Here is a 12058-nt window from a genome sequence, read left to right on the forward strand (position 1 = left end):
GGGGACCCCAAAACATATACATTCTACAAGTGGAAACAGCTTTGCCGTCCTTTTAAGGACGGTATCGTTTCAGCGAGAAATAGAAGGATACTTTATCGTGTGCAACATATAAAGTCTTATATTTTCAAAAACACCGCCCTGGTCACTTTCATGACGTCAAGGCGGTGGGTTATAGGTTAGTCCAGTCTCCTGCGCGGCAGCCAGAAGGCACAGAAGAGTACCAGCGTCAGCGATAGACCGGCAAGCAGCCACTTGCCGTTATCCCATGGCTCCTTAAGCAGGCCGAACAGGTAAAAGGGCCCGGTCAGTTTGCCTTTGGTGGTGAAATCCAGCAGATACCAGGAGAATCCGGTAATATATCCAGCCGAGAGGTTACCGGCCAGAAGAGTAGCCGTCAGACCGGCTGATCCGATCACAATGGCGGTGATTGCCGTCCCACCCACCATCGGCCATAGCTCAAAATCTGCACCTCTTTCATGTATCCAGGTGAACAAAGCAGCGACCGCAAGGAAGATATAAAGAGCGGTAAGCAGCCAGCGGAACAGAAATAACGGAAGATGACGTACCCGCTTGGCATAAAGCACCTCCTGGATGCCGCCATCCTCCAACAGACCTAGATGCGGATAGACTATCAGTCCCAGCAGGCTGACGAGGAATTCTCCCAGTTTCGCAACCTGGAGCCTGTCCATGAATACAGGGTCTATGAATACCGGTACGGCTGCCAAAAGTACCGCTGACAGCAGCCAGGAATAATGCACTGTCAGCTTAAGATTATAACGGGCGAGCGGAGCGATGATCTGCCGGCTCATCTCAGTGCTCCAGATGCGGGCACCGCCGGAGTCCGCTTCGTCTTCTTCCTGCCAAGAGACTGTGCAGAATCCATACGGCTACGGTTTCTTTCCCACAGCCAGGCTGCCCCGGCGGTCAGAAGAACGGCCAACAGCAGGTAGATGCTGCGGTTAAGGGCAATCTCATCTGCCCAGCCTTGGTACAGATTATAGTCATTAGGTGAATTGAAGCGGATGAACAGCCGGTTCAGCCCATAGGAGCCCATAAGCGGCAGTACGGATACGAACCACCAGATGATCTGCAGGGCGATAGGCACAATGCCCCGGCGGAACAGCATGGAGCCGAACATCCCGAAGGCGACAGAGATCCACAAGGTGGGCAGCAGCCACCAGGCGGTATAGCTGAGAAAGACTGATATAGCCTGTCCCGTCTGACCAGTAAGCCCAAGCTTATCCACCGTCTGCCAGCCCCCAATGACAGCGAGAATGAGGTAGACGAGGGAGAGCATAATCCCTTGGGCGATAAACTTGGACCCGACATATACCCACTGGGAGACCCTGCGGCTGTAGATCAATTCATTCATCCGGCTGGAGCGGTCCCGCAGCAGCAGGAAGGCGGACAGAAAGACCGGGAAAATCCCTGCGGGCAACGACAGATAATCACTGAAATAACGGGCGGCTCCGGGAAGCAGTTCCCCAGCGTCTACCTTGGCATTATAGTCCGCAAGCTGCGCTTGCTGTGCCTTCTCTGCTTCGTCCACAGACTTTATAACATAACTGTAACCATCCAGTCCTTGTTGTTGGTACATGCTGTTCCCGCCCAATCTACTGTTCAATGCCTCAGCGACACGATAAACCTCATCCATGCTATATTGGCTGGGGTCCTTCAGGATCTTAGCCAGCTGTGAGATTGCAGCGGTCAAGGCCGCCTTCTCTCCGGCATCCAGCTCCACCTCCATCGGGAAGCCCAGCCTGATCTTCTCGATGACTCCCGCATTCAGATCCCGCTTCATCTGGATCTTCATCTGTTCAGCCAAGCTGCGGGTATCCCTCGGAGTGGCCCAACCGTAATAAGGTTGTTCCGCAGTTCCCATATTCTGCGGCTTACTTATTACAGGAGGACCGAGCGCTCCCCAGGTCTCCTCCGTAGCATACGAAGTGAAATAGAAGAATATGCTGGCAATCACAAACAGATAGAATACCAGGCTGCGCAGAGTCATGCGAATCTCCTTGCCGATCAATGCCATCATACGTAGGATTCCTCCCTGCGCATCAAATGGAGGTACGCATCTTCAATCGATGGCGCGGCCTGCTGTGCCCCTTCGTACGGCTGCTCCTCAGCGAGTACCCGGACCCGCATGCCTGCACCTTCCGGCACGGCAGACAGTACCGGGAAGCGGTCGCGGTCCCGCTCCCACTGCGCCCGGTCCAGCTCAGCGATCCAGACACGGCCGGCCGCAGCGGCGGTAAGATCACCTATTCTGCCGTGATACCGCAGACTCCCCTTATGCAGTACAGTCATCTGCTCGCAGGTGGACTCCACATCTTCAACGACATGCGTGGACAGAAGAACAATCCTGCCCTCGGCGAACCGTCCCAGCAGCCGCCGGAACCGGATGCGCTCCTCGGGGTCCAGCCCCGCTGTCGGCTCATCGACAATCAGCAGCTTCGGCTCATGCACCATGGCCTGGGCTACGCCCAGCCGCCGCTTCATGCCGCCGGACAGCGCCTTGACCTTGGTCCGGCGCTGCTCCGTAAGGTTCACTTGCTCCAGCAGATCATCTATTCTCCGCTTCCGTTCGGAGCGGCCGCCTATTCCGGACAGCAGCGCAAGATAATCCATAGCCTCATAGACAGTCATTCCAGGATAGAAGGCGAACTCCTGCGGCAGATAGCCAACCAGCTCGCGTACCCGGGCTTTATCCTGCAAGGAAACCCCGCCTATCTCTACCGTTCCTGAACTGGGCGTCAGCAGAGTGGCTAGCAGCCGCATCAGCGTAGTTTTGCCTGCCCCGTTCGGCCCCAGCAGGCCGTGAATGCCCTCGCCTACCCGAAAGCTGATATCCTGCAGTGCCGTCTTGCTTCCGTAAGTCTTGGTCAAATGGTTAATGATTAGCTCCATTTCAGTTCTCTCCCTTTCCTGCAAATCCTGTTCAACCGTCGTTCTCCAGACTCCACAGCAATTCAAGCTTCTCGATCAACAGACCTGCTGTAATCAGAAGGAGCGACAGCGCAACACACAACCCCTGATCCACCTTGCCGACCCAAATCATCAGGGCGAATACGGCTGTAACGATTGTGATACCTGAAACTGTAAGAATTTGCCGTCTGGCCAGCACCTTGCGGTTATGCAGTACTTTCTGTGCTTCACACTTGTCGTATTCCAGCAGACGGGCCTTGCGGTAGACTTCATCCAGAAATAGCTGTTCTTGTTCCGTTGACTTCACAATCCCACTCCTCCTTCTCGTAGATCTGCCTCAGCTTCTTGCGCGCCCGGTGCAGCAGCACCTTGAAGCTCACTTGATTCCGGCCCATCACTGCGGCCGCCTGTTCATAAGACATCTGTCCCACATCCACCAGATAGACCGCCTGCCCGTAATCAGGCTTCATCTGATACAATCTTCTGCGCCATTCCACATCCTCTTCCCGGATGATAGCCAGCTGTTCAGGATTTCCCTCATCCGGGTTATGTACGCTGCTGCTCTCCGCCGTATACGGTAAGCTTTGCCGCCTTGCACGCTTACGGACCGAGTCTATGCTCTTGTTGCGGAGGATGGTAAACAGATAGGTTTTGAAGGACGCCCGATAATCATATTTCTCCGGGTACACCAGCAGATAGGCGAAGCAGTCCTGCGCCAGATCCTCGGCGGTATGATAATCCCCGGTCAAGTGGTACGCAAACCGCACAGCAGACTCCCGGTATTGCCGGACCAGCCATCCAAACGCATCCCGGCTCCCTTCCCTGAACCTGATTAGCACCGCCTCTTCATCCAGCAGAGAAGCTGCCGCCTCATCTGCCGTCTCCTGGTCCACTGCCACAAGACCTTCTCCCCGCTCCCTTTCGCTCCCGTTCGTCTCACACGCCTCCTCTCCTGCCCAGCCGTCTACTGCTTATTCGTTCAAGTAAGGCAAAAGGTTACAGTTTGTCCGTGAAAAAATAAAATCACCCCAACGGGTGAATGATGCCGGTACCTCCTGCCACGTGTAGGCAGTACTTTACGCGCCTCCATCCACTCTGCTTTCTGGCGGCATATAGCATGAAACATGAGCAGCATGGAAATCCAAACATTTGGCCCAGGTGCCTGCTTGCGAGCATTATGTATGCTGTTTTTGGCATACATTCCGGCCACGTACCTGCATGTGAGCATAATGTATGCTGTTTTTGGCATACATTGGGTCCATATGCCTCTGTAGCACTCTTACGTTACACCTGTTTCGGCATTCCTTTGCATCGCTTCTGGGAAATAAGTCTCTTTCCCGTCAACTGGAGTAGAAACGCAAAAAATAGCCCTTCCGAAGAAGGGCTATTGAGTAATGCGGATGCGGTCAAGAGGACTCGAACCTCCACGATATTGCTATCACTGGCACCTGAAGCCAGCGCGTCTGCCAATTCCGCCATGACCGCATATTATGTAGTTCAGTGATTCAATCACCGTAATTAAGAATATACTCTCTTTTTTGGGGAATTGCAAGCTCTTTTTTGTCAAGAAATCTAACGGTCAACAAGTAGAAACGGCTTTGCCGTCCTTTTAAAGGACGGTACCGTTTCAGCGAGAAATAGAAGGATAATTTATCATGTGCAACATATAAATTCTTATATTTCAAAAAAATGACCCTGCCAGCAGGCAGGGTCCAGAGTTCACCAGATATAATCACACATACAAGCTGAGGCACACTCAATATAACACCCGATTGTTAAAGCAGTATGTAATCTAATCATTGACTTCAACAATTAGATATATTTGTCGCGTCCGGCCCCCATACCGGCTGCGAATAGCAACACACTGGCTACAGCAAGCAGCGCAAGCGGTACATTCCAGCTCCCCGCAGCATCATGCAGCAGGCCGAACAGCGCAGGACCCATCGCGGCGAGCAGATAACCTGCCGATTGGGCCATGCCGGACAGCTCGCTGGCCTCCTGCGTAGTCCGGGTGCGCAGGCTGAAGAACATCATTGCCAGACCGAAGGCGAAGCCCCCGGCAATCCCAATGCAGATAGCCCATAACGCCATTAGTGCGGTACTGCCCAGCCAGACGCCAAGGATACCGGTGATAAACAGAACAGAAGTAATCACCACCGGCAGCCGCTGGTTCTTCATCCTTCCGGCCCAGAGCGGCACGAAGAATGTGAACGGCAGCTGGGCCAGCTGCATCAGCGAGAGGATCCAGCCGGCATGGCCGGCAGACATCCCCCGCTCTCCGAGGATCACTGAGAACCAGGCGATCAGCACATAATAGAGCAGGGATTGCAGTCCCATGAACAGCGTAACCTGCCAGGCGAGCGGGGAGCGCCAGACCCGTGCCGCTGATGAGGATACAGTGCCTGCCTGTCCCGTGCCCAGACTCTTCAGCTGCCGAATCCAGAAGATCGTAGCCAGTGCAGCAATCATGAACCAGAGCGCCAGCGTTCCTCTCCACCCCAGCCCTGCACGGGTGGCTAAGGGAACACTCAGCCCCGAGGCAGCCGCTGCACATATGTTCATAGACACGGTGTAGATTCCGGTCATCAGACCGATGCGGTGCGGGAATTTCCCCTTGATCAGTCCCGGCAGCAGCACATTACAGACGGCAATCGACAAACCGATCATGGCCGTACCTGCGAAGAAGGTTACCGTGCCGGAAGCCGAACGGACCAGAATTCCCATGGACAGTGTGAGCATGGCCAGCACCAGGATATTGGGCAGTCCCAGCTTGCGGGCTAGCCGCGGCGCGAAGGGTGACAGTAGAGCAAAAGCCAGTAAAGGCAAAGTCGTAATCGCCCCCGCTAGAGTATTAGACAACCCCAGGTCATCCCGGATCATCTCCAGCAGCGGTCCGACGGAAGTGAACGGGGCGCGCAGGGCAGCGGCCACACAGATGATTCCGGTGACGAGCATCCATCTGCTGCGGACATCCGCAGCAGATGAGGACAAGGCCGGGCTTGTCCTCTTGTTATTTTCACGGCCGAGCTTCATGTGGTACCTCCAGGTCGCAGCAAAACACCCGTCAAGCCCGGAGCTTGTCAGGGAATAGCCGCTATATGTATTACGCCCTTCATCCAAGGCGCATTATTTCATTATATCATATCGCTTGCCGGAGCAGCCTCCCGGGCCCAGAATATAACCATACAAAGTGGGGATTTAGCTTCGAAGATAATTCAGGCACTTTGCGGGGGCCCCAATTCTTAAAAAAACCGCCGGTCAAGCGACCAGCGGCAGGTGAACAAAATTAGAGACAGAAGGATTTCGTGATGATTACGAGCAGGATGAACAGAACCAGGATTGCGCCAGTGGAAGTGAAAACTCCGCCGTATCCTCCAACATTTTCGCCCATGTTAACTCCTCCTTTATGCCTGAATACTGTTAAAATATGTATAAATCACGATCTTGGTTTGGGTTAAACGGCAATCAATTCCGCAGTATATTTCAATTTTTACGATTCTCACCGTTGACAAAACATGTAACCATCTTTAGTATCCTAAGCAGAAGGTTTAATTGAGAATCACTCTCAGTAACCAGATACATAACATATTATAGAAAAGAGTGAACAAGAGATGCTGCGTCGTTTTTTCTCCTATTACCGTCCCTACAAGAAGCTGTTTATCCTTGATTTCACCTGTGCGGTGGGTGCGGGTCTGCTGGAGCTTGCTTTTCCGGTGGCTGTCAATAAATTCATTGATGATCTGCTGCCGGGTCAGGATTGGCCCCTGATTCTGATTGCCTGCGTGGTTCTGCTCGGGATCTATGCACTTAACACAGCCATGAACTATGTGGTTACCTATTGGGGGCATATGCTGGGCATTAATATTGAAACCAATATGCGCAAAAAAATGTTCGATCATATCCAGAAGCTCAGCTTCCGGTTCTTCGACAATAACAAAACCGGTCATCTGCTTGGCAGAATTACCAATGACCTAAATGATATCGGGGAAGTTGCGCATCACGGGCCGGAGGATGTGTTCATTGCGGTCATGACGCTGGTCGGCGCATTTATACTGATGGCCGATATCAATCTCCAGCTGGCCGTCATCACGTTCATCATCGTGCCGATTATGGCCTGGGTCATTATCCACTTCGGGCGCAGCATGACTGAAACCTATCATCGTCTATTCGGCAATGTAGGGAACTTCAATGCCCGGATTGAAGACAATGTCGGCGGAATCCGCGTGGTCCAGTCTTTTGCCAATGAAGAATTCGAGAAAGAGCTGTTCGCTGTGGACAACCAGAAGTTCCGTGAGACCAAGCTAATGGCCTATAAGCTGATGGCCAAAAGCTCGTCGGTCAGCTATATGATGACCCGTCTGATCACCATTGTCGTGATGGTCTGCGGGGCGTGGTTCTTCATCAAAGGAGAGCTGGAAATCGGGGAATTTGTCGCTTTCATTCTTCTGTCTAATGTCTTCTTCCGGCCGATTGAGAAGATCAATGCGGTTATTGAGAGTTATCCGAAGGGGATTGCCGGATTCAAACGTTATCTTGAAGTCATCGACACTGAACCGGACATTGCCGACAAACCGGATGCCGTAGAGGCAGGCCAGCTTCGCGGAGACATCTCTTTCAGCCATGTCAGCTTCGGCTATGAAGCGAACCGGAAGGTACTGGAGGATATTAGCCTGGAGGTTAACGCCGGGGAGACCATCGCATTCGTTGGCCCTTCCGGTGCAGGTAAAACAACCATCTGCAGCCTGCTCCCCCGGTTCTACGATGTGACCGGCGGCGCAATCTCCATCGATGGGATCGACATCCGTGATATGAAGCTCAGCTCGTTGCGCAAGCAGATCGGAATCGTGCAGCAGGATGTGTTCCTCTTCTCCGGCACGATCCGAGAGAATATTGCCTACGGCAAGCTTGATGCAGGGCTGCCGGAAATCTGGCAGGCTGCCCGTCAGGCCCGCCTGGAGGAGCTGATTAACAGCCTGCCGAGTGGCATGGACACTGTGATCGGCGAACGCGGCGTCAAGCTGTCCGGCGGACAGAAGCAGCGCCTGGCGATTGCCCGGATGTTCCTGAAGAATCCGCCGATTCTGATTCTGGATGAGGCTACCTCGGCACTCGATACTGAGACCGAAGCAGCGATCCAGCAGTCGCTGGCCGACCTGTCGGTGGGCCGCACCACACTGGTTATTGCCCACCGCCTGACGACGATCAAGAATGCCGACCGCATTATTGTGGTGAATGAGGACGGCATCTCCGAGGAAGGCCGCCACGAGGAGCTGGTGAATGCCGGAGGCACTTATAGCCGGTTGTATCAGGCGCAGTATAATGCGTAGACATTTCTATTGATACGGACTCAAACTAAAAACCTTCCGAAATGCGGCTTAAGCCGTATACCGGAAGGTTTCTTTATTTTGAATCAAAATGTGGTGCATAATTAATTTCCTCAAGGATCGCTGCACCAAGGGCTCTAATCTCTTGAATACTACTGGTGTAAGAAAATCCATCGCCCGCAGTAAAAACGGTGATTAGAAACAACTGTTGATGATCGGATTGTTCTATCCATTTCCACTCAAAGGATTCGTCATAATGCGAAAAATAACCATTATATATATCCATCGGGAAATTATTAAGCATCTCAACAAATTTATTTAATGTAAAATTCGTCCACCCTACTTCACTCACAACGATGCTTCTATTCTCTGTAATTGTAACGATAAACTTACAGCCCTGATCAGGTCTCTTATCACGATAGACAAATTCTATATTCAAAGATTTATCATTCTTATAATAGTCTTGTAATTTAGCCAAATTAACAACCTCCGTCAATCCATTCCTCAGCACGATCTGCCATGGCCTGGACCTCGTTCATGAACCATCCTGCATGATAGCCGTCACAGACTGCATGATGGACTTGCAACGACAGTGGCAGGTATATTGAATCGCCTGTGGTCGTGAATTTACCTGCGGTAATAATGGGCAGAAGGTAATTCCCGTTATTGCTGATATTCAGGTTAAATCCCGTAAAGGAAGTCCACGGAATCATAGATACAGAAAAGGTATGCTCAGGTATAGGTGTCTTAGGGAACAATCTCCCGGAATCCTTATAATTCTCCACATCAGAAACATAAGCAACATGGAACGCTTTGAAATCATTCGTGCCCGCCGTCCAAATCGCCGAAAAGGATTCTGAGACACTGTCGGCAATTGTATACAGCGGGTCTACCTTGTCCCAATACCCTAATTCCCCCGTACAATTGTATCCCATTCTGAACGCAATATTGGAGTTGACCACACGGGTCATTAAGAATAGAAGGGCAGGATACAGCTTATATTCTTGTTGTTTTATTATTCGGTATAAAACGCTAATCTCGATTTCTGCTGTCAGGCTAAAGGTCGTACCCTGGTTCAGATAATGATTAAAGATCTCTTGTCTCTTCCAGTTATCCCTATCAATCAGATTAAAAATCATTGGCTATGCCTCCTAAATGTTTGTGTAAACTGAATTTAGGAGGCTGACTTGTCTGCTTTCTTCATTAGAAGCCCATCCTTTAAAAAGAGTTCATATTATTGTATCATACATCACTATTTCAAAAAAACGCTGTCACCCCGGCCTTGTTACCCAGTGTGACAGCGTTCGATACCCGGCTGCAATAGCAGCAGCTCCGGCTTATTTCTTGGCAATATGACATTTCAGCAGCTTGCCCTTGACCGTGGTCTCCTTCATCGTCTGGAGTACAAGCGGTCCCTTACCGTTCAGAATATCGACGTAGGTCACATTATCCTGAATCGTGATGATCCCGATGTCCTCAGCCGTAATGCCCTCAAGCTTCGCAATGGTGCCGACAAAGTCCACCGCGCGGAGCTTCTTTTTCTTGCCGCCATTGAAATACAGCTTCATGATGTCCTGGTTCATGACCTCGGTTTTGCCCGTTTTGCGGACCTGCTGCTTGCCCAACTTCTGGTCGAAGGCCGGTTTGGCATAGGCCACGGCATCGTCTGAAGGAGCCTTCATGACGGGCAGGCTGAAGCCGATATAGCCTTCGATTTCTCTGACCCATTTGTGTTCGTTTGGAGTCACGAAGGTGATCGCTTTGCCGCTTTTGCCTGCGCGCGCGGTGCGGCCGGTGCGGTGGACGTAGCTCTCTTTTTCCAGCGGGATATCGTAGTTAAAGACATGGGTGATGTTCTCGATATCAATTCCTCTGGCTGCAACGTCGGTGGCGATCAGATAACGGAACTGGCCGCGCTTGAAGGCATTCATTACCTCGAACCGCTCGTCCTGCTCCATGCCGCCGTGGATCTTGTCCACCGGATATTCGAGGTCAGCCATCCCGCGGAAGAGGGCGTTCACCTGCTCCTGGGTCCGGCAAAAAATAATACAGCTATCCGGGTTCTCCACCGTCAGCAGATCGCTTAGCAACCCGAACTTGGCAGCTTGTACAACCTCAATCAGTGCATGCTCAATCGATGCTGTCGTAATTCCGCTGGCTTCAATCTCAATGTCCACCGGGTCCGTCATATACTTCCGGCACAGATTCTTGATCACATCCGGCAGTGTCGCCGAGAACAGCATCGTTACACGTTCCTTGGGCAACTGCTTAATAATCTTCTCGATCTGCTCGATGAAGCCCATGCTGAGCATTTCGTCCGCTTCGTCGATCACCAGATATTGAATGCGGCTCAGGTTCAGCGTACCGCGCTCAATATGATCGAATACACGGCCCGGCGTGCCTACAACGACATGTGTCTTCTGGGTCAGCTCCAGCTTCTGCGGGGCGAACGGCTGCTTGCCGAACAGCGCTACCGCCTTGATCCGCTTGAAGCGCCCGATGTTCGTAATATCCTCTCGTACCTGCTGGGCCAGCTCCCGGGTGGGGGTCAGCACCAGCGCCTGGGGTTTGTTCTCCGCCCAATCGGCCAGCTCGCAGAGCGGGATGGCGAATGCTGCGGTTTTGCCGCTGCCGGTCTGGGACTTGACGATCAAATCCTGCGCCTTCAGCGCCACCGGAATAACCTTCCGCTGCACCTCTGTAGGGTCCGTGTACTTCAGAACCTCCAGCGCACGGATAATCTCCTCATCCAGACCATAATCACTAAACTGTACTTGTACTTCACTCATATTATATTCTACCTCTTCTATGCCGATTGTTCCGGTTCAGGCGGGATCTCCCGCGTTCCATCCATCTTGCGCATACCTTCATTATAACAGCTACTCTGCCCCTTGATTCCATTCCTTATAGAATTGCTCCAAAAAACTAAGCATGAACTGATGCCGCTCCTCTGCAAGCTGCCTGCCGTAAGCGGTGTTCATCAGATCCTTCAGCTTCAGCAGCTTCTCATAAAAATGGTTGACCGCTGTCCCCTTGGAATAGTCCCGGTATTCCTTCTGCAGCGATTCGTCACGCGGAGGGAGCTGCGGATCATAGACCGGACGGCCCTTGGCTCCCGAAAAGACCATGGTCCGCGTAATGCCGATAGCCCCCAGCGCATCCAGACGGTCCGCATCCTGGACCACCTGCCCTTCCAGCGTTGACATGGGCTCGCCCCCGCCGCCGCTGAAGGACATCGTGGCAATAATCTCCATAATATGCTTACGAGCAGCTTCATCCGGCAGATGTCTGTCCAGCCAGTCACTCACCTTGAGCAGCCCCGCCTCCTTGGAAGGATTCAGCTTCTCGTCTGCTACATCATGCAGCAGGGCGGCTATCGAACAGATCACCACATTCGCCCCTTCCATTCCGGCAATCAGGGCTGCCGTATTCCGCACCCGATTGGTATGAAACCAGTCATGTCCGGTGGTGTCCCTTCCTAATTGTTCTTTGGCGAAATTCTCCGCTGCTGTGATCAGCTGTGTATCACTCATTAGGTTTGCTCCTTCGTGATAAATAATGCAGGTCTTGCGCCGCTGCTCCTGATCCGCTATAATGTGCTGTAATCCAGATGGAAAGGAATTGATTCACATGAACCGCTTGTCCATCATAACGAATCAACTTCATCATCACAAGCAGCGTTAGCACACCTGAATTGATTCAGGGCGGGCTAACGCATTTCGCGTTTGACCTCCCTGCGGCATAGATAAGCGCGCGGGACCATGAGGTCCGGCGCGTTTTTTATTTTCACCGAATTCATATTCAAG

12 protein-coding genes and 1 tRNA gene are annotated in these 12058 nt (G+C 52.2%); 1 reads left to right on the plus strand and 12 read right to left on the minus strand.

The window, feature by feature from the left end:
• Window positions 1-176: 176 nt before the first annotated feature.
• From C162_RS33390 to C162_RS37270, 8 genes are all read right to left on the minus strand, one after another.
• Entirely contained in the window at window positions 177-809 is a 633-nt protein-coding gene (locus C162_RS33390) for a hypothetical protein (RefSeq protein WP_036702295.1), read from the minus strand.
• On the minus strand, window positions 806-2038 hold the full coding sequence (locus tag C162_RS33395; protein ID WP_036702297.1) for an ABC transporter permease: 1233 nt from the start codon (window positions 2036-2038) through the stop codon (window positions 806-808). The genes C162_RS33390 and C162_RS33395 overlap by 4 nt, the downstream gene beginning before the upstream one ends.
• The gene (locus C162_RS33400; protein WP_036702299.1) at window positions 2035-2910 is read right to left on the minus strand and encodes an ABC transporter ATP-binding protein; all 876 of its coding nucleotides are present in this window, start codon (window positions 2908-2910) and stop codon (window positions 2035-2037) included. Before C162_RS33400 ends, C162_RS33395 begins: the two co-directional genes overlap by 4 nt.
• Before the next feature lie 31 nt (window positions 2911-2941).
• Window positions 2942-3235 carry a hypothetical protein gene (locus C162_RS33405; RefSeq protein WP_036702300.1) on the minus strand — a complete coding sequence of 98 codons (294 nt, stop codon included), beginning with the start codon at window positions 3233-3235 and terminating at the stop codon, window positions 2942-2944.
• Window positions 3198-3827, minus strand: a complete 630-nt coding sequence (locus C162_RS33410) for an RNA polymerase sigma factor (protein WP_036702302.1) — start codon at window positions 3825-3827, stop codon at window positions 3198-3200. The genes C162_RS33405 and C162_RS33410 overlap by 38 nt, the downstream gene beginning before the upstream one ends.
• Window positions 3828-4329: 502 nt before the next feature.
• Window positions 4330-4413, minus strand: a tRNA-Leu gene (locus C162_RS33415).
• A gap of 327 nt (window positions 4414-4740) precedes the next feature.
• Window positions 4741-5961: a CynX/NimT family MFS transporter gene (locus tag C162_RS33420; protein WP_036702304.1), complete on the minus strand. Its 1221-nt coding sequence runs from the start codon at window positions 5959-5961 to the stop codon at window positions 4741-4743.
• A 253-nt stretch (window positions 5962-6214) separates the two neighbouring features.
• A complete protein-coding gene (locus tag C162_RS37270) occupies window positions 6215-6319 on the minus strand; it encodes a YjcZ family sporulation protein (protein ID WP_218639650.1) in 105 nt (34 codons plus the stop codon).
• A 220-nt stretch (window positions 6320-6539) separates the two neighbouring features.
• On the opposite strand from C162_RS37270, the gene C162_RS33425 reads away from it, so the two are divergent.
• Window positions 6540-8255, plus strand: a complete 1716-nt coding sequence (locus C162_RS33425; protein ID WP_036702306.1) for an ABC transporter ATP-binding protein — start codon at window positions 6540-6542, stop codon at window positions 8253-8255.
• Between the two features lie 73 nt (window positions 8256-8328).
• On the opposite strand, the gene C162_RS33430 is transcribed toward C162_RS33425, so the two are convergent.
• The 4 genes from C162_RS33430 to C162_RS33445 all read right to left on the minus strand — a co-directional run bounded on the left by C162_RS33430 (window position 8329) and on the right by C162_RS33445 (window position 11785).
• Entirely contained in the window at window positions 8329-8730 is a 402-nt protein-coding gene (locus C162_RS33430; protein ID WP_036702308.1) for a hypothetical protein, read from the minus strand.
• A 1-nt stretch (window position 8731) separates the two neighbouring features.
• Window positions 8732-9391 (minus strand): type A chloramphenicol O-acetyltransferase, encoded by a 660-nt coding sequence (catA, locus tag C162_RS33435; RefSeq protein ID WP_036702310.1) that lies wholly within the window; start codon window positions 9389-9391, stop codon window positions 8732-8734.
• 198 nt (window positions 9392-9589) lie between these two features.
• A complete protein-coding gene (locus tag C162_RS33440; RefSeq protein ID WP_036702312.1) occupies window positions 9590-11041 on the minus strand; it encodes a DEAD/DEAH box helicase in 1452 nt (483 codons plus the stop codon).
• A gap of 90 nt (window positions 11042-11131) precedes the next feature.
• Window positions 11132-11785, minus strand: a complete 654-nt coding sequence (locus C162_RS33445) for an HD domain-containing protein (protein WP_036702313.1) — start codon at window positions 11783-11785, stop codon at window positions 11132-11134.
• Window positions 11786-12058 lie beyond the last annotated feature (273 nt).

This window comes from Paenibacillus sp. FSL R7-269 (assembly GCF_000517865.1).
Classification (GTDB): domain Bacteria; phylum Bacillota; class Bacilli; order Paenibacillales; family Paenibacillaceae; genus Paenibacillus_AQ.

Coding starts and splice junctions, on each gene's coding strand:
- C162_RS33440 (WP_036702312.1), bottom strand. CDS start 11,041: ATGAGTGAAGTACAAGTACAGTTTAGTGATTATGGTCTGGATGAGGAG.
- catA (WP_036702310.1), bottom strand. CDS start 9,391: ATGATTTTTAATCTGATTGATAGGGATAACTGGAAGAGACAAGAGATC.
- C162_RS33395 (WP_036702297.1), bottom strand. CDS start 2,038: ATGATGGCATTGATCGGCAAGGAGATTCGCATGACTCTGCGCAGCCTG.
- C162_RS33445 (WP_036702313.1), bottom strand. CDS start 11,785: ATGAGTGATACACAGCTGATCACAGCAGCGGAGAATTTCGCCAAAGAA.
- C162_RS33425 (WP_036702306.1), top strand. CDS start 6,540: ATGCTGCGTCGTTTTTTCTCCTATTACCGTCCCTACAAGAAGCTGTTT.
- C162_RS33420 (WP_036702304.1), bottom strand. CDS start 5,961: ATGAAGCTCGGCCGTGAAAATAACAAGAGGACAAGCCCGGCCTTGTCC.
- C162_RS37270 (WP_218639650.1), bottom strand. CDS start 6,319: ATGGGCGAAAATGTTGGAGGATACGGCGGAGTTTTCACTTCCACTGGC.
- C162_RS33400 (WP_036702299.1), bottom strand. CDS start 2,910: ATGGAGCTAATCATTAACCATTTGACCAAGACTTACGGAAGCAAGACG.
- C162_RS33390 (WP_036702295.1), bottom strand. CDS start 809: ATGAGCCGGCAGATCATCGCTCCGCTCGCCCGTTATAATCTTAAGCTG.